Below are 17,349 nucleotides of genomic sequence, written 5' to 3' on the forward strand. Positions count from 1 at the left end.
GTGCCGGAACGAGGTGCCGGTCCGGCACGGCCGGGTCGAGGCCGCAGGCGGCAGACGGCAGACGGCAGACGGCAGGCGGTAGGCGGTAGGCGGTAGGCCGACCCTGTCCGGGCCGCGCCGGAGCACCGGTCTGCCCGCCCCGGTCCGCTGGTAGGTTCGGGATGCGCCGTCCGAGGGGGGACGGCCACCGACATCAGGGGGGACCCGTGTCCGACACACCCGATCAGCAGCAGCTGTCGTCGTCCGGACCGGGTCCGGATCCGGACCACACCGGAGGGCCGGACGGTCTGTCGGACCGCGGGCAGGGCCTCCCGGCCGACCAGGGCCAGGTGCCCCCCGGCACCGCAGTGGACCGGCGGGCGGGACGCGCGCACCGGGGTTCCGCAGGATCCGGCGCCCCCCGGCGCCGCAGGTCCCCGGGCAGCAGTACCCGGGCGGCCCGCAGCAGCCCTGGCAGGGTCCGGGCGCCCCGGTCGCGCAGCCCGGCGGTGCCGCGGCGTTCGGGACCCAGCCCCCGCAGCAGTCCCGTGGTCGCCGAGCGCTCGTCACCATCGCGGGCATCCTGGCGTTCGTCGTCGCCGCCGCGCTGGTCCGCTGGGGCTTCGCCTCGTTCGGTGGTCCGTCCAAGCAGGAGCTCGTCGACGAGGGTGTCGCCAAGATCTCCGAGCAGACCACGTTCCCGCGGCAGGTCGACGAGATCACGACGTGGACCGGGGTCGAGGCCGAGGACGAGGCCATCCACTACCGCTACCGGGTGGACGCCGACCCGGCCGCCGTCTCCGAACGCACGATCCGTGACTCGGTGCTGTCGAACCTCTGCTCGACGGACGCGACCCGCGACATCCTCGAGGAGGACATCGCGATGCGGTACTCCTACGTCTTCACCGGCTCTGACCAGACCGTCGACCTGGAGTTCACGAACGACGACTGCTGACCGTCCCGGGGGGTCAGGCGCGGAGCGTGCCGGCGCCGCCGGACGCCACGTCCTCGACCGTGCCGTCCCGGACCACGTCCGGGATGTCGTCGCTCGTCGGCCGCAGGACCGGGGCGCCCGGCACGGACAGCGTGAGCACCGCCTCCTCGACGTACTGGCTCTGCTCCAGCGAGTCCTCGATCCGGCGGAGCCGAGCGGCCACGTGCTCCTCGGTGTCGTTGCCGACGAGGTCGACCGCGGCGACGAGGTAGACGCGGGACGGCCCGACGAACTCGAGGTGCAGGTAGCTCACGCTCTCCACCTGCTCCCGGGCGAGCAGCTCGACGAGCACGGCGTTCTCGAGCTCCGGGGACGTGCTCTCCCCGAGCAGGAACCGGCGGTTGCGGTCGATGAGGACGATCGCGACGACCCCGAGCAGCAGCCCGACGGCGATGGACCCGATCGCGTCGAACACGGCGAGCCCGGTGACCTGGTGCAGGAAGACCCCGAGGAACGCGATGACCAGGCCGACCAGGGCGGCGGCGTCCTCGGCGAACACGGCCCGGAGCGTCGGGTTCGAGGACTGCAGCACGTGGCGGAGGACCGGGACCCGGCGCTTCGTCGCGGCGCCGCGGGCCTGCCGGAACGCCTGCAGGAAGCTCGTGCCCTCGAGACAGAACGACACCGCGAGCACGATGTAGTTGAGGGTGACGTCCTCGGCCGGGCCGGTGTCCCCGAGCTCGCCGATGCCGTGCGTGATGGAGACGATCGCGCCCGCGGTGAAGAGCCCGAACGCGGCGAACATCGACCAGATGTACGTCTCGCGGCCGTACCCGAGCGGGTGTCTCGCGTCGCGCTTCCGGGCACCCCGCCGTTCCGCGACGAGCAGGAACACCTCGTTGCCGGTGTCCGCCCACGAGTGCGCGGCTTCGGCGACCATCGACGCCGAGCCCGACACGAGGGCGGCGACCGACTTCGCGATCGCGACGAGCAGGTTCGCCCCGAAGGCGATGAGGACGGTGAGCAGCGACTCGGGCTTCTGCTGCGAGGACGAGGCGTCCGGAGCGGTCTCCGGGGCCTCGGGGGGACGACGACGAGGGCATCGCTCCAGCATGCTCCCGTCCGGTAGAGTCGGTCCCACAGGCATCGATCCGGCCATCACCGGGGAGCCTCCCGGAAGAACACGGCACCGACGGGGTCGTCACTAGAACCGGGCGGGTTCGGGACCGACACCACCCCGACGCAGAGTGGTCACGAGCAGGCGTTGCGCGCCGGTCCGTGGCAAGCGAGGTGGTACCGCGGAGCGCAGGCTCCGTCCTCGTGGTCCAGTTCCACCGACCTCCAGGAGCCTCCCGTGCGGTACCCGCTGAACTCCGAACCCGACGGCGTGACCCCGTCCCCGTCCTTCCCCTCGGTCGAGGACGGCATCCTCGCCTTCTGGAAGGGCGACGACACCTTCCGTGCCTCCATCGCCCAGCGCGAGGGCTGCGACGAGTGGACCTTCTACGACGGCCCGCCGTTCGCCAACGGCCTGCCGCACTACGGCCACCTGCTGACCGGGTACGCGAAGGACGTCTTCCCGCGCTACCAGACCATGCGTGGCAAGCAGGTGCACCGCCGCTTCGGGTGGGACACCCACGGTCTGCCCGCCGAGCTCGAGGCGATGCGGCAGCTCGGCATCACCGAGAAGCACGAGATCGACGCCATGGGCATCGACGTCTTCAACGCAGCCGCCAAGCGATCCGTCCTGCAGTACACCGACGAGTGGCAGCAGTACGTGACTCGTCAGGCGCGCTGGGTCGACTTCGAGGACGACTACAAGACGCTCGACGTCACGTACATGGAGAGCGTCCTCTGGGCATGGAAGACGCTGTGGGACAAGGACCTGGCGTACGAGGGCTTCCGGGTCCTGCCGTACTGCTGGAACGACCAGACCCCGCTGTCGAACCACGAGCTCCGCATGGACGACGACGTCTACAAGATGCGTCAGGACCAGTCCGTCACGGTCGCGTTCCCGCTGACCGGTGCGCGTGCGGAGGAGCTCGGGCTGACCGGCGTCCGCGCCCTCGCCTGGACGACCACCCCCCTGGACGCTGCCGACCAACGCCGCGCTCGCGGTCGGTCCGGCGATCGCGTACGCGGTCCTGCCGGCCGGGCCGGGAGGCGCGGCTGACGGTGGCGCCGCCGGTTCCGCGACGTACCTGCTCGCGTCCGACACGGTCGCCGCGCACGCGAAGGACCTCGGCTACGCCTCGGCCGAGGAGGCCGTCGACGCCGTCAGCCGGACGATCGAGGGCCGGGAGCTCGACGGCGTCACCTACGAGCGCCTGTTCGACTTCCTGTCGGAGACCGAGGGCATGGAGAACGGCTGGAAGGTCCTCGTCGCCGAGTACGTCGAGACGGGCGAGGGCACCGGCATCGTGCACCAGGCCCCGGCCTACGGTGCCGACGACCAGGAGGTCTGCGCGGCCGCGGGCATCCCCGTGGTGCTCTCCCTCGACGAGGGCGGCCTGTTCACGTCGCAGTTCGGCGAGGTCGCCGGGATGCTCTGGTCCGACGCGAACAAGCCCCTGACGAAGGCCGTCCGTGACGCCGGCCGGCTCCTCCGCCAGGCGTCGTACGAGCACAGCTACCCGCACTGCTGGCGCTGCCGCAAGCCGCTCATCTACAAGGCCGTCTCGTCGTGGTTCGTCCGCGTCACCGAGTTCCGCGACCGCATGGGCGAGCTGAACCAGGACATCACCTGGGTGCCGGACAACGTGAAGGACGGCCAGTTCGGCAAGTGGGTCGGCAACGCCATCGACTGGTCGGTCTCCCGCAACCGCTACTTCGGCACGCCCATCCCGGTGTGGGTGTCCGACGACCCGGAGTACCCGCGTCAGGACGTCTACGGCTCGCTCGAGGAGATCGAGCGCGACTTCGGCCGCCTGCCCCGCAACGCCGAGGGCGAGGTCGACCTGCACCGGCCGTTCATCGACGAGCTGACACGGCCGAACCCGGACGACCCCACGGGGCGGTCGACGATGCGACGGATCACCGACGTGTTCGACGTCTGGTTCGACTCCGGCTCGATGCCGTACGCCCAGGTGCACTACCCGTTCGAGAACCGGGAGTGGTTCGACACCCACAGCCCGGCCGACTTCATCGTCGAGTACATCGGGCAGACCCGCGGCTGGTTCTACGTCATGCACGCGCTCTCGACCGCGCTGTTCGACCGTCCGGCGTTCACGAACGTGATCAGCCACGGCATCGTGCTTGGGTCCGACGGGCAGAAGATGTCGAAGAGCCTGCGGAACTACCCGGACGTGTCCGAGGTGTTCCACCGCGACGGCGCCGACGCGATGCGCTGGTTCCTCATGTCGTCGTCGGTGATCCGCGGCGGCAACCTCGTCGTCACCGAGGAGGGCATCCGACAGGGCGTCCGCGAGTTCCTCCTGCCGCTGTGGTCGACGTACTACTTCTTCACCCTCTACGCGAACGCCTCCGGCGATCAGGGGTACCGAGCCACCCGCAGCACCGCGAGCACCGACGTGCTCGACCGGTACCTCCTCGCGAAGACCCGCGTGCTCGTCGCCGATGTCACGACGCACCTCGACGCGCTCGACACCCCGCTGGCCGCGCAGGCGATCCGCGACTTCGCCGACGTGCTCACCAACTGGTACGTCCGGCGGTCGCGGGACAAGTTCTGGGCCGGCGCCGAGTCCTCCCCCGGAGGCCCGTGCCGCGTTCGACACGCTGTTCACGGTCCTCGAGACGCTCGCCCGGGTGGCGGCGCCGCTGGCACCGCTCGTCACCGAGGAGGTCTGGAAGGGCCTGACCGGTGACCGCAGCGTGCACCTGACCGACTGGCCGTCGGCCGACGAGTTCCCCGCGGACGACGCCCTCGTCGCGGCGATGGACCGCGTGCGGGACGTCGCGTCGAAGGGCCTCGCGCTCCGCAAGGCGACCGGCAAGCGCGTCCGTCTGCCCCTCGCCACCCTGACGCTCGTCGTGCCGGACACCGCGGCCGTCGAGCCGTTCGCGGACATCCTCCGCGACGAGCTCAACGTCAAGCGCGTCGTGCTCGAGCAGCAAGCCGAGGAGTCCCTGGCGCAGTACGGCATCGAGCGGAAGCTCACCGTCAACGCTCGCGCTGCCGGCCCCCCGCATCGGCAAGGCCGTGCAGCAGGTCATCCCGGCCGCCAAGCGGGGCGACTGGACCGCGACCGAGACCGGCGTGACCGTCGGCGGCGTCGACCTCGTCGAGGGCGAGTTCACGCTCGACCTCACCGTGGCCGACACGTCCAAGGCCGTGGCGTTCCTCGACGGCGGCGGGTTCGTCGTCCTCGACACCGTCACCACGCCGGAGCTCGAAGCCGAGGGCATCGCCCGCGACGTCGTCCGTGCCGTGCAGCAGGCCCGACGCGACGCCGGTCTCGACGTCGGTGACCGCATCGTCCTGACGCTCCGTGCGGACGAGACGGCAGCAGCCGCGATCGGCGTGCACGAGACGCTCATCGCGAACGAGACCCTCGCCGGCGGAGTACAGGTCGTGCCCACGACGTTCGGTCAGGACGAGGACACCGTCGCGGTCGGCGACGAAGCGAAGGTGACCGTGGAGGTCCAGCGCGCATGAGCGACAGCAACGAGTACGAGGTCCCCGCGGAGGACGCGGACGGGATCGAGATCCCCGTCGGTCCGGCGGGCGACACCGCTCCCGGCGAGGAACTGCCGTACGGCGGGGACGACGACGAGGTCCGGCGGGTCGAAGCGGCGCTCATGGCCCGGATCGGGGAGCAGGCACCCGAACGGCGTCTGACCGCGACCCGTCGTGCCGTCGAGCTCCTGGGCGACCCGCACCTGGCGTACCCGGTCATCCACATCACCGGGACGAACGGCAAGACGTCGACCGCCCGGATGACCGAGAGCATCGTCCGCGCCCACGGGCTCCGCACCGGACTCATGACGAGCCCGCACCTGGTGTCGATCCGGGAGCGCATCGTCATCGACGGCGAACCGATCGAGCCGAGCCGGTTCGTCGAGAACTGGGACGACATCACCCCGATCCTCGAGATGACCGACGCCGAGCTCACCGCGAAGGGTGAGCAGCCGCTGACGTTCTTCGAGGCGCTGACCGTGCTGGCGCTCGCGTGCTTCGCCGAGGCACCCGTCGACGTGGCCGTGATCGAGGTCGGCATGGGCGGCGAGTGGGACTCCACCAACGTCGTGCAGAGCCAGGTGCAGGTGTTCACCCCGATCGCCATCGACCACGCGAAGCAGCTCGGCAGCACCGTCGCCGAGATCGCCCGGACGAAGTCGGGCATCGTCAAGCCGTCCTCGTCCGTGGTCACGAGCGCGCAGACGCCCGAGGCCCTCGCGGAGCTCGAGCGCGCGGCCGAACTCACCGAGTCGGCCCTCGCGGTGGAGGGGTCGGCGTTCCGGGTCACGAGCGACACCCCGGCCGTCGGCGGGCAGCTCGTCAGCGTGCAGGGCATCGCGGGCGCGTACGACGACCTGTTCGTGCCGCTGTTCGGCGCGCACCAGGCGCACAACGCGGCCGTCGCGATCGCCGCGGTCGAGTCGTTCCTCGGCCGCGGCAGCCAGGCCCTCGACGAGGACGTCCTCAGCGAGGGCCTCGCGAACGCGACGAGCCCGGGCCGCCTGCAGCCGATCGCGACCGGGCCGACCGTCGTGGTCGACGCCGCGCACAACCCGCACGGTGCCAAAGCCCTCGCCGACGCGCTGCCGGTGGCGTTCCCGTCGGAGCACGTCGTCGGCGTCGTCGGGATCCTCCGCGACAAGGACGCCCGCGGGTTCGTCCGTGCGCTCAAGGACACCGTCGCGACCTTCGTCGTGACGCAGCCGCCGGGGGAGCGTGCACTGGACGCGGACGAGTTCGCCCGGGTCGTCGTCGACGAGGTCGGCAACGACCGGGTCGTCGTCGAGCCGTCGCTCGCCGGCGCCCTGCAGGAGGCCCGTGACCTGGCCGACGACGCGGACGCCGAGGACGCCATGGTCCTCGTCGCCGGGTCGATCGTCATGGTGGGCGCGGTCATGGACCTGGTGCACCGGGAAGGCGGGACGAAGTGACGGACGCAGGGCGTGCCTCCCGGCCGCCGCGTGCACCCCGGGTCCGACGCCCGCGTCGTGACCGTGGTGCCCGCGAGAGCCTGCTCTCGATCACGCTGGGCCTCGAGGCGTTCATGTTCTTCTTCCCGATGCTCGTCGTCTACGGCAAGCACACGCTGCCGGCCGCCGTCGCCTTCGGCGGGGGGCATCGCGGCGATCATCGTGCTCCTCCTCGCGTCCCGGATGACCGGTTCCCGGGCCGGTGTAGGGTTCGGATGGCTGCTGCAGGCGGCCATCCTCGCCACCGGGTTCATCGAGCCCTTCATGGTCGTGGTGGGCCTGGTGTTCCTGGCGTTGTGGGTCTTCTGCTTCGTCAAGGGCGGTCAGCTCGACCGGCAGAACGCCGCCCGTCGCGCCGCACTCGGCGAGGACTGATCCATCCCACCTCGAACCGCAGGGAGTCCCGCTGTGTCCGAACTCGAAGAGACCCTCGTCCTCGTCAAGCCCGACGGCGTCGCCCGCCAGCTCACCGGTGAGATCCTCCGCCGGATCGAGGCGAAGGGCTACGAGATCGTCGACCTGAAGATGCTGACCGCGCCGCGCGAGCTGCTCGACAGCCACTACGAGGAGCACCAGGGCAAGCCGTTCTTCGAACCGCTCGTGGAGTTCATGCAGTCCGGCCCGCTCGTCGCCGTGCGCGTCGCGGGCAACGGCGTCATCGCCGGTTTCCGCTCGCTCGCCGGCACCACCGACCCGACCTCGGCCGCCCCCGGCACCATCCGCGGTGACCTCGGTCGCGACTGGGGTCTCAAGGTCCAGCAGAACCTCGTGCACGGCTCCGACTCGGCCGAGTCCGCCGCCCGCGAGCTCGGGCTCTGGTTCGCCTGATCCGACTGACCTGTCCCGGTCCGACGGTGTCCGACCGGGACGACGACGGCCCCCCGCACTCCTCGGAGTGCGGGGGCCGTCCTCGTACCGGCGCTCGGGTTACTTCGCGGACGCGCCGTTCGCCTCGACGAAGGCGGCGAACGCCTGGGCGTCGGCCCACGAGTTCGTGCCCTGGCCGTTGTACTGCTTGCCGTTGACGATGACGGTCGGGGTGCCCGTCAGCTTCGGCAGGTCGGAGTTCGGCAGCGGCTCGGTGAGCGCGCGGTTCGTGGCGTCGGCGACCCAGCCCGCGAACTCCTGGTCGGTGATGCAGGACTGCACCTTCTCGTTCGTCGCGCCGGCCTGCTTCGCGATGTCGGCCAGCTTGTCGTTGCTCAGCCCGCGGGTGTTCTCCGACGGCTGGTTCTCGTAGAACGCGCTGTTGACGTCGAGGAAGGCCTCCGGGTCGTAGTTCGCGACGCAGGCCGCGGCGGCGGCGGAGCGGGTCGAGTACTTCGAACCGAGCGAGGCGCGGTCGAGCAGGTTGAACGGGTGCACCTCGAGCGTGGCCGTGCCGTCCTGGACCCACTGCTTGATCTGGTCCATGTTCCCGGTCTCGAACTGGTTGCAGATCGGGCACATGTAGTCCTCGTACACGGTGATGTTCGTGACCGAGTCGTCCTGCTTCGTCGGCGTCGGCTCCCCGCCCTCGGGGATGGCCTTCGTCTCGACGGGCACGATCTTGCCGCTCTCGCCGGTGAGGACGATGCCGTCGCTCGCCATGTTCTTCGGCCCCGGGCCGACGGGCTGGATCGAGTTCGCGATCACGAGCACGACGACCGCGACGACCGCGAGCGACCCGACGATGATCGCGCTGATCGTCAGCGTCTTGTTCCGACGCCGGCGGGCCTGCTCCTTCTGGCGGGCCTCGCGGGCACGCTCGCGCGCAGCGTTCCGGCGCGCCTTCTTGCTCTCGTTGTCGCTCATCGGGAACGAGCGTAATGCCAGCGGGCGTCGGGACCGGGCCCTGGCGCTGGGAAGCACCCCGGAATCCGGTGACACGTCATCTCTTCGACCGCTGCGGGCGTCAGAGCGTCGTCAGCACCGTCGGGAACTTCACGAGGATCACCACGACGATGAACAGGTAGTTCGCCAGCGGGAACGCCCAGCAGAAGGGCAGCAGCGCGCGTCCGACGCGACGGGCCCCGTCACCGAAGGGCAGGTTCCCCTTCGCGAGGTTCCAGATCGTCAACACCCAGAACATCGGGATCGTCATGGCCCAGACGAGCATGCACCAGGGGCAGAGATAGCCGATGAACCAGACGGTCTGCGTGAACAGCCAGGTGACGAAGACCCAGGCCAGGAACACGCCCGCGTTGAAGACCGTCCAGAACCACCTCGTCCCGCGGAAGCCCGCGAGGAGCACCACGCCGACGGCGATCGGGGCGACGAAGCCCATGAGCCCGAGCAGCGGGTTCGGGAACCCGAACAGGTGTCCCTGCGCGCTGGCCATGACGTTCGAGCAGTTCACGAACGGGCTGACGTCGCAGGACAGGACGGCCTTCGGGTTCTCGTACTTCTCGAACTCGTCCAGGACCAGTCGGAACGCCGCGTACAGCCCGACCACGCCGGTGACGAGCAGCAGGATCGCGACGGCGACGGGGCGGCGGGGAGCGACAGGCGTGGAACTCACGGCGTCATCTTCGCACGGGGCTCCCGGCGTTCTCCGTGACCGCGTGCGATGATGGGGGGAGTCACCCGGCCGATCCGGGCGACGACGAGAACTTGCCGGGCCACCGCCCGGACGTGATGGTGCTGTGAGAGAGCACCGTGACCGGACGACGCGTCACCTCCGACGCCGAGCCGCCGTGAGCCGGGTGCCCACGACGACGGACGCGGAGAAGACGGACCGGTCACGCAACAGCAGCGAGCGCGGGGGCGGAGTCGCCGCCCGCACCGAAACGAGAGAATTCCCGCCACCCACCGGGTGCGTGCGGGGTCGAGGAGTGCACCAGTCCATGGTGGATCAGAACGAGAACCAGAACCAGAACCAGAACACCGACGACGCGCCGAAGCGCCGGACCCGCCTCTTCGGCGGCCGTCGCGCCCGGTCGGGCGGCCTGGAGGCCCACGAGCCGTCCGACGTCGCAGCGGACGCCGTCGACACGGACGGTCCCGACGCCGCGGCTGACGACGTCGGGGAGACGGCCGACATCGCCGAGGCGGTCGACGTTGCCGAGACGGTCGACGTCGTCGACGGCGCGGACGTCATCGACACCGCCGACGTGACGGACACGGCCGAGGCGGACGTCGAGCAGACGTCAGAGGCCGACGAGCTCGTGCTCGACACCGCCACCGGTCCCGTGCCCGTCGCGGTCGACACGTCCTCGGGTGCGGGCACCGCGCCCGACGACGTCAGCACCCTCACCGGGGACGCCACCGTCGCGGACACAGCCGGCACCGCCGCGCAGGACGAGACGGCTGCGCAGGACGAAACGGCTGCGCAGGACGAGACCGCCGGCCAGGACGACACGGTGGCCGGTCCGGACGGGACCGGTTCCGCACCGACCGCCGGCGCGGCGGACGCGGGCGACGAGGCGGACGCGGAGCGGGCCTCCCGTCCGGACCGGACCGGCGAGACGGCCGAGCCGACGCCCGCCGAGCCGTTCGTCCCGAAGGCCACGAGCACGCTCAGCCTGATCTTCCACGCCCCGGTGTTGCCCGACCTGCCGGCCCGCCCCGAGCGCGACCGCTCGGGCCGCGACCGGTACGAGCGCAGTGAGCGTCCGGAGCGCGGCCGCGGTGACCGCCACGACCGCGCGGACCGTTTCGACCGCGACGACCGGGACGACCGCCCCGAGCGGACGGAACGTCCGGACCGGAGCGACCGCTGGGACGACGAGGACCGTGACGAGCAGGGTGGCGGCCGTCGTCGCACCCGCCGACGGGGGGAGCAGCAGCGACCGCGAGCAGGCCGAACCCCGCCGCCGCGAGCCGGAGCTCATCACCGAGCCGCAGCGCATCAAGGGCTCGACCCGCCTCGAGGCGAAGAAGCAGCGTCGTCGCGACGGCCGTGACGCCGGGCGCCGTCGCCAGGTCGTGACCGAGGACGAGTTCCTCGCCCGTCGCGAGAGCGTCGACCGGCAGATGATCGTCCGGTCGAGCTCCTCCACGATCGAGATCGGCGTGCTCGAGGACAACGTCCTCGCGGAGCACTACGTCACGAAGTCGCAGAACGTCTCGCTCATCGGGAACGTCTATCTCGGCAAGGTGCAGAACGTCCTGCCGTCGATGGAGGCCGCCTTCGTCGACATCGGCCGCGGCCGCAACGCCGTGCTCTACGCCGGCGAGGTCGACTGGAACTCGGTCGACACCAGCCACGGTCGTCGCATCGAGGCCGCCCTCAAGCCGGGCGACAAGGTCCTCGTGCAGGTGACGAAGGACCCGGTCGGCCACAAGGGCGCCCGCCTCACCAGCCAGGTGTCGCTGCCGGGCCGCTACCTGGTCTACGTACCGAACGGCTCGATGAACGGGATCTCCCGCAAGCTGCCGGACACCGAGCGTGCCCGTCTCAAGAAGATCCTCAAGGAGGTCCTGCCCGAGCACGCCGGCGTCATCGTGCGCACCGCCGCCGAGGGTGCGACCGAAGACCAGCTGACCCGCGACGTGCAGCGCCTCACCAGCCAGTGGGAGGCCATCGAGAAGAAGGTGCAGAACGGGCAGGCCCCGGTCATGCTGCACTCCGAGCCCGACCTGCTCGTCAAGATCGTGCGCGACGTCTTCAACGAGGACTTCACGAAGCTCATCATCGACGGCGAGTCCGCCCGCCAGACGATCGACGAGTACCTCACCGCCGTGGCGCCGGACCTCAAGGACCGCGTCGAGCTCTACGACGGGCCGGACTCGTTCGAGGAGTACCGGCTCAACGAGCAGATCGAGAAGGCGCTGGACCGCAAGGTCTGGCTGCCCTCCGGTGGGTCGCTCGTGATCGACCGCACCGAGGCCATGACGGTCGTGGACGTCAACACGGGCAAGTTCGTCGGCTCCGGGGGCAACCTCGAGGAGACGGTCACGAAGAACAACCTCGAGGCCGCCGAGGAGATCGTCCGTCAGCTCCGCCTGCGCGACATCGGCGGGATCATCGTCGTGGACTTCATCGACATGGTGCTCGAGGAGAACCGCGACCTGGTCCTCCGTCGCCTCGTCGAGTGCCTGAGCCGCGACCGGACGAAGCACCAGGTGGCTGAGGTCACCTCGCTCGGCCTCGTGCAGATGACCCGCAAGAAGATCGGCGTGGGCCTGCGCGAGTCGCTCGACGAGGTGAACGCGAAGGTCAACGACAACAACGCCGACCCCGGTCCGACCAAGGGTCGCCGCAAGGCGCGCAGCGGCAACGGCAACGGCAACGGGTCGAACGGCGGCAACGCCACGACCGAGCAGAAGTCGTCGACACACCAGATCACCGACGACGTGAAGCACGCGCTGTCCCGGATCGCGGCGTCCACCATCACGCACGACGAGTCCGGTGCGCCGCTGACCGGCATCGCCGCGACGGTGTCGCCGGCGTCCCCGGTGTCGGTCGCGTCGCCGACCTCGCCGGTCGCCCCCCGCGGCGGAGACGCCGGCCGAGTCGACGGGCGGGTCGAAGCGGCGCCGTCGTCGCGGGAGCCGAGCCGGGGATCTGCAGCAGGCACCGGCGCAGCAGGCTCCGGTCGCCGAGCAGGCGTCGACGCTGGAGACGCCCGCGCCCGAGGCCGTCCTGCCCGGCACGACGGCCGGCGCCGACACGACCGACACGCAGCCGGAGGTCCCGGCCCCCCGCGGAGCAGCCCGTCGCGCCGGCACCGGTTGCGCAGCAGCCCGCCGTGTCCGAGCCGGCTCCCCAGGCCGCACCGAAGGAACGCCCCGCGGGTCGTCGTCGGGTCAGCTCGTCGGCTGCGATCACGCCGGCCGACACCACGGTCGCTATCCTCGACATCCCGGTCGGGGTCGCCAAGCGCGAGCCGCGACGGGTGAGCGAGGAGGCCGCCGAGTCGCTGCTCGACTCGGTGCTGCAGGCGCTCCCGGAGCCGAAGCAGCCCGGTCAGGGTCGTTCCCGCTCGCGTCGCGTGTCCTCGGGCAGCATCAGCGCACCGGCCAGCCCCGCCGGGACCGACGGCACCGAGGACGACGGCACCGTCATCGTCGGACGGTGAGGTGACCGACGAGCAGCCGACGGCTGGTCGCGGCCCGGTCCCGGGTCACGACCAGCCCGGTCCGGGCTGGGGTGCGGTCCCGCCGCCGGGGTCGCACGTCGGCCCGCCTCCGGCCGCCCCGGTCCGCGCCGCCGTCGTCCCACCGGGCGCGTCTCCGCTCGCGACGACCGGGGCCGCCCTGACGGTGGTCAGCGTCGTCCTGGTGGAGTTCGTCGCGGGTCTGGTGGGCCTGGTCGGCACGAGCACGATCGTCGGGCCCTTCCGGAGCCACGGCGGGACGAGCCTGGTGGAGGCGTTCGTGCAGAGCGTCTTCGTCACCCGGTTCCCGTTCCACCTGGCGGCGTTCCTCGTGCTCGCCTTCCTCGTGCCCGTCGTGCCGCGGGCGCCGCTCCCCGTGGTCCTGCTCCGCGTCCTGCTCGCCGGTGCGGGCGGGACCCTCGCCCTCGCACTCGTGGGCCTCGTCCACGGGATGGCCGAGGCCGCCGGGCAGGGGACCGTCGGGCAGGCCCTCGGGCGCCTGCTCGTCGACTCCGTCACCACGCCGGTGCAGATCGGGCTGCCGCTCGCGCTGATGTTGCTCGGCTCGTCGACGGTGGCGTGGCTGTGGCTCGGACGTGCACGTCGCCGTCCGGAGGGAGCCCCGCGGGCCTGACGACCCGTCCGGAGGCCCACTGGCCGCGTGCCGGCACCCGCGGTCGTCGGCAGCAGACGGTCGTGTCAGCGGCGCTTGTCGCGCTGCGGCACCCGCAACCCGCTCGCGATGAGCCGCAGCACCAGCTCGCGGCCGGTCACGGGGGGAGGCCCCGGACGCGACGAGTTCGTCGTACCGGGCCTGCGGCACGTCGTAGTGGTCGTGGTCGAACGCCCGTCGCGGGACGCCCGCGCGGTCGGCGAAGGCATGCAGCTCGTCGTAGGATGAGTCACTGACCAGGTGTGACCAGAGCGTGTCGTGCGCGGGCCAGGCCGGGGGGATCGATCAGCACGGTCATCCCGCCATGGTACGTGTGTCGGCGTTTGACCCACCTGGTCGGATCGAGTATTCTCGATCCCTGGTGTCAGCGGGCCGTTCTGCCTGCGTCGCCGATCGACTCGGGGCGACCTGGGACCCGGGTGAACCGGGATCCGGGGCAAGCCGGATGGATCGCGCAGAAGTGGGCACCCGAGACTTCCCTCAAGCAGAGTTACGTAAGGAATCCACGTGGTTTACGCAGTAGTGCGCGCCGGCGGCCGTCAGGAGAAGGTCGAGGTCGGCTCGATCATCACCATCGACCGCATCAAGGCCGACGACAATGGCAACATCGACCTCGCGCCGGTGCTCCTCGTGGACGGGGACAAGATCACCTCCGCCGCGGCCGAGCTCGCGAACGTGACGGTCACCGCCGAGGTCCTCGCCGACCTCCGCGGCCCGAAGGTCATCATCCAGAAGTTCAAGAACAAGACCGGTTACAAGAAGCGCCAGGGCTTCCGCGCGGATCTCACGCGCGTCAAGGTCACCAAGATCGCGTAAGGCGGAGGTAGAGACATGGCACACAAGAAGGGTGCGAGTTCCACTCGCAACGGTCGCGACTCGAACGCACAGCGCCTCGGCGTGAAGCGCTTCGGTGGCGAGGTCGTCAACGCCGGTGAGATCATCATCCGCCAGCGCGGCACGCACTTCCACCCCGGCGCGAACGTCGGCCGCGGTGGCGACGACACGCTGTTCGCCCTCTCGGCCGGTTCGGTCGAGTTCGGCACCAAGGGTGGCCGCAAGGTCATCAACATCGTCAACGCGTAGTCACCGACGATCAGTTCAGCGGGAGGGGCAGGCCGTGTGCCTGCCCCTCCCGCTGTTTTCCCCGTATGACAACCAGGAGTGAACCCATGGCGACGTTCGTCGACCGCGTGACCCTGCACCTGACGGCAGGCAACGGTGGCAACGGCTGTGTGTCCGTCCGTCGTGAGAAGTTCAAGCCCCTCGCGGGCCCCGACGGCGGCAACGGCGGTGACGGCGGCGACATCGTGCTCGTCTCCGACCCGCAGGTCACGACCCTCCTGGGCTACCACCGCTCGCCCCACCGCTCCAGCCGCAACGGCCAGCCGGGCATGGGCGACCACCGGAGCGGTGTCAGTGGCGAGACGCTCGAGCTCCCCGTCCCCGTCGGCACGGTCGTGTACGACGAGGACGGCGAGGTGCTCGCGGACCTCACCGAACCGGGCATCCGCGTCGTCGTGGCCCCCGGCGGCCAGGGCGGGCTCGGCAACGCCGCACTGGCGACCACGAAGCGCAAGGCCCCCGGGTTCGCGCTGCTCGGCACCGACGGCTGGAGCGGGGACGTCAGCCTCGAGCTGAAGACCATCGCCGACGTGGCCCTGGTCGGGTTCCCGAGTGCGGGGAAGTCCTCGCTCATCGCCGCGGTCTCGGCAGCGAAGCCGAAGATCGCCGACTACCCGTTCACCACCCTCACGCCGAACCTCGGCGTCGTCGAGTCCGGCACGACCCGGTTCACCGTCGCGGACGTCCCCGGCCTGATCGAGGGCGCGTCGGAGGGCAAGGGCCTCGGGCTCGAGTTCCTCCGCCACGTGGAGCGCTGCGAGGCCCTCCTGCACGTGATCGACTGCGCGACGCTCGACGCCGGCCGCGACCCGGTGAGCGACCTCGACGTCATCCTCCGCGAGCTCGAGCAGTACCCGGTCCCCGAGGGACAGGTTCCGCTCCGCGAGCGCCCGCAGCTCATCGCGTTGAACAAGATCGACGTGCCGGACGCCGCGGAGCTCGCGGCCTTCGTGACCGCGGAGTTCGAGTCGCGCGGCTACCGGGTCTTCCCGATCTCGACCGCGTCGCACAAGGGCCTGCGCGAACTCACCTTCGCCCTGGCCGACGTCGTCGAGCAGGCGCGGGCCGAGCGTGCCGCCGAGCCCGAGGTCGAGCGCATCGTCATCCGCCCGAAGGCCGTCGACGAGAAGCCCTTCACGGTCCGGGCCGAGGGCGGCGAGGAGCACCGCTTCTACCGCGTCCGCGGCGCGAAGCCGGAGCGCTGGGTCCAGCAGACCGACTTCACCAACGAGGAGGCGATCGGCTACCTCGCCGACCGGCTCGCGAAGCTCGGTGTCGAGGACGGCCTCTTCAAGGCCGGAGCCGTCGCCGGGTCCACCGTCGTGATCGGTGGCGACGGCGGGATGGTCTTCGACTGGGAGCCCACCCTCACCTCCACCGCCGAGCTCATCACGAGTGCACGCGGCACCGACGCCCGACTCGACCTCAACGCGCGCCCCACTCGCAACGAGCGTCGTGCCGACTACTTCGAGCGGATGGACGCGAAGGCGGCCGCCCGCGCGGAGCTCGAGCAGGAGCGCCGCGCCGGGCTGTGGCAGGACGACGACGCCACCGACGCGGGCGTGCCCGACACCGCCGCGTCCGTCGAGCAGGCAGCAGCCGAGCGGGACTGACCCGGGAGCGACGATGACCGACACGACCGAGCGCACCGCCGGACCCGTCACCGAGCGGGCCGACATCCCGCGCGCGCGACGGATCGTCGTGAAGGTCGGGTCCTCCTCGGTCAGCGGGGACAACGCCGGGCAGATCGGCCCCCCTGGTCGACGCGTTGGTCGGTGCGTACCGGCGTGGGACCGAGGTCGTGCTCGTGTCCTCGGGTGCGATCGCGACGGGCTTCCCCTTCCTCGGCCTGGACGGCCGGCCGGACGACCTCGCGACCCAGCAGGCGGCCGCCGCGACCGGGCAGGCCGTCCTCGTGTTCCGGTACCAGAAGGAACTCGACCGCCACGGCGTCACCGCGGCCCAGGTGCTGCTCACCGCCGGCGACCTGCAGAACCCGACGCACCGCGTGAACGCCCGCCGTGCGATGAACCGGCTGCTCGAACTCCGGGTGCTCCCGATCGTCAACGAGAACGACACGGTCGCCACCCACGAGATCCGGTTCGGTGACAACGACCGGCTCGCGGCACTGGTCGCCCGGCAGCTCGAGGCCGACGCCCTCGTGCTCCTGTCCGACGTCGAGGCCCTGTACACGAAGCCGCCGGAGCAGCCCGGCGCCACCCGCATCGACGAGGTCCGGTTCGGCGACGAGCTCGCCGGCGTCACCTTCGGCTCGATCGGTGCCGCCGGGGTCGGCACCGGGGGGAGCCGGCACGAAGGTCGCGGCCGCGCGACTCGCCGCCGAGGCCGGCACCGCGGTCCTCGTCACGGCCACCGCGCTCGTCGAGCGAGCCCTCGGCGGCGAGCACGTCGGCACCTGGTTCCGGGCCGCACCACGCGCCTGAGCGCGGGTCGTCGACGGCCTGGAGGCGCGCCTCCCGTCCGTGTGCACAGGTCGCGTCACGCGGGTGGTC

General features: G+C 71.2%; 12 protein-coding genes and 4 pseudogenes. 12 read left to right on the plus strand and 4 right to left on the minus strand.

The window, feature by feature from the left end:
* The first annotated feature begins 754 nt into the window (after nucleotides 1-754).
* A complete protein-coding gene (locus DEJ15_RS07555; protein ID WP_284176058.1) occupies nucleotides 755-934 on the plus strand; it encodes a hypothetical protein in 180 nt (59 codons plus the stop codon).
* Between the two features lie 13 nt (nucleotides 935-947).
* Here the strand turns inward: DEJ15_RS07555 and DEJ15_RS07560 are convergent, their stop codons facing one another.
* A complete protein-coding gene (locus DEJ15_RS07560; protein ID WP_284176059.1) occupies nucleotides 948-2,027 on the minus strand; it encodes a cation diffusion facilitator family transporter in 1,080 nt (359 codons plus the stop codon).
* 240 nt (nucleotides 2,028-2,267) lie between these two features.
* Between DEJ15_RS07560 and ileS the strand changes: the two are divergent.
* From ileS to ndk, 4 genes and pseudogenes are all read left to right on the plus strand, one after another.
* Nucleotides 2,268-5,528: pseudogene (ileS, locus tag DEJ15_RS07565) on the plus strand (isoleucine--tRNA ligase).
* The gene (locus DEJ15_RS07570) at nucleotides 5,525-6,982 is read left to right on the plus strand and encodes a bifunctional folylpolyglutamate synthase/dihydrofolate synthase (protein WP_110823826.1); all 1,458 of its coding nucleotides are present in this window, start codon (nucleotides 5,525-5,527) and stop codon (nucleotides 6,980-6,982) included. Before ileS ends, DEJ15_RS07570 begins: the two are co-directional and overlap by 4 nt.
* 66 nt (nucleotides 6,983-7,048) lie before the next feature.
* Nucleotides 7,049-7,396, plus strand: coding sequence for a DUF4233 domain-containing protein (locus tag DEJ15_RS07575; protein WP_284176177.1), 348 nt, complete (start codon nucleotides 7,049-7,051; stop codon nucleotides 7,394-7,396).
* 33 nt (nucleotides 7,397-7,429) lie between these two features.
* Nucleotides 7,430-7,849, plus strand: coding sequence for a nucleoside-diphosphate kinase (ndk, locus tag DEJ15_RS07580; protein WP_110823828.1), 420 nt, complete (start codon nucleotides 7,430-7,432; stop codon nucleotides 7,847-7,849).
* Between the two features lie 99 nt (nucleotides 7,850-7,948).
* Here the strand turns inward: ndk and DEJ15_RS07585 are convergent, their stop codons facing one another.
* Together DEJ15_RS07585 and DEJ15_RS07590 are read right to left on the minus strand one after the other, a co-directional pair.
* A complete protein-coding gene (locus DEJ15_RS07585; protein ID WP_110823829.1) occupies nucleotides 7,949-8,815 on the minus strand; it encodes a DsbA family protein in 867 nt (288 codons plus the stop codon).
* A 100-nt stretch (nucleotides 8,816-8,915) separates the two neighbouring features.
* Nucleotides 8,916-9,521 carry a vitamin K epoxide reductase family protein gene (locus DEJ15_RS07590; RefSeq protein WP_110823830.1) on the minus strand — a complete coding sequence of 202 codons (606 nt, stop codon included), beginning with the start codon at nucleotides 9,519-9,521 and terminating at the stop codon, nucleotides 8,916-8,918.
* Nucleotides 9,522-10,041: 520 nt separating this feature from the next.
* On the opposite strand from DEJ15_RS07590, the pseudogene DEJ15_RS07595 reads away from it, so the two are divergent.
* The 3 genes and pseudogenes from DEJ15_RS07595 to DEJ15_RS07605 form a co-directional block, all read left to right on the plus strand.
* Nucleotides 10,042-12,292, plus strand: a pseudogene (locus tag DEJ15_RS07595) (Rne/Rng family ribonuclease); the annotation flags it as partial.
* Between the two features lie 548 nt (nucleotides 12,293-12,840).
* Complete coding sequence (locus DEJ15_RS07600) at nucleotides 12,841-13,023, plus strand: hypothetical protein (RefSeq protein ID WP_284176065.1); 183 nt, start codon at nucleotides 12,841-12,843, stop codon at nucleotides 13,021-13,023.
* A gap of 1 nt (nucleotide 13,024) precedes the next feature.
* Nucleotides 13,025-13,675, plus strand: coding sequence for a hypothetical protein (locus DEJ15_RS07605; protein ID WP_110823832.1), 651 nt, complete (start codon nucleotides 13,025-13,027; stop codon nucleotides 13,673-13,675).
* A gap of 74 nt (nucleotides 13,676-13,749) precedes the next feature.
* On the opposite strand, the pseudogene DEJ15_RS07610 reads toward DEJ15_RS07605, so the two are convergent.
* Nucleotides 13,750-14,012, minus strand: a pseudogene (locus tag DEJ15_RS07610) (DUF4031 domain-containing protein); the annotation flags it as partial.
* Between the two features lie 209 nt (nucleotides 14,013-14,221).
* Between DEJ15_RS07610 and rplU the strand changes: the two are divergent.
* The 4 genes and pseudogenes from rplU (at nucleotide 14,222) to proB (ending at nucleotide 17,280) form a co-directional block, all read left to right on the plus strand.
* Complete coding sequence (rplU, locus tag DEJ15_RS07615) at nucleotides 14,222-14,530, plus strand: 50S ribosomal protein L21 (RefSeq protein WP_110823834.1); 309 nt, start codon at nucleotides 14,222-14,224, stop codon at nucleotides 14,528-14,530.
* Nucleotides 14,531-14,545: 15 nt separating this feature from the next.
* Nucleotides 14,546-14,797: a 50S ribosomal protein L27 gene (gene rpmA, locus DEJ15_RS07620; RefSeq protein ID WP_071257351.1), complete on the plus strand. Its 252-nt coding sequence runs from the start codon at nucleotides 14,546-14,548 to the stop codon at nucleotides 14,795-14,797.
* 86 nt (nucleotides 14,798-14,883) lie between these two features.
* The gene (gene obgE / locus DEJ15_RS07625) at nucleotides 14,884-16,449 is read left to right on the plus strand and encodes a GTPase ObgE (RefSeq protein WP_110823835.1); all 1,566 of its coding nucleotides are present in this window, start codon (nucleotides 14,884-14,886) and stop codon (nucleotides 16,447-16,449) included.
* Nucleotides 16,450-16,462: 13 nt separating this feature from the next.
* A pseudogene (proB, locus tag DEJ15_RS07630) lies at nucleotides 16,463-17,280 on the plus strand (glutamate 5-kinase).
* Nucleotides 17,281-17,349: the final 69 nt, after the last annotated feature.

It is taken from the genome of Curtobacterium sp. MCJR17_043 (assembly GCF_003224315.2).
Lineage (GTDB): Bacteria > Actinomycetota > Actinomycetes > Actinomycetales > Microbacteriaceae > Curtobacterium.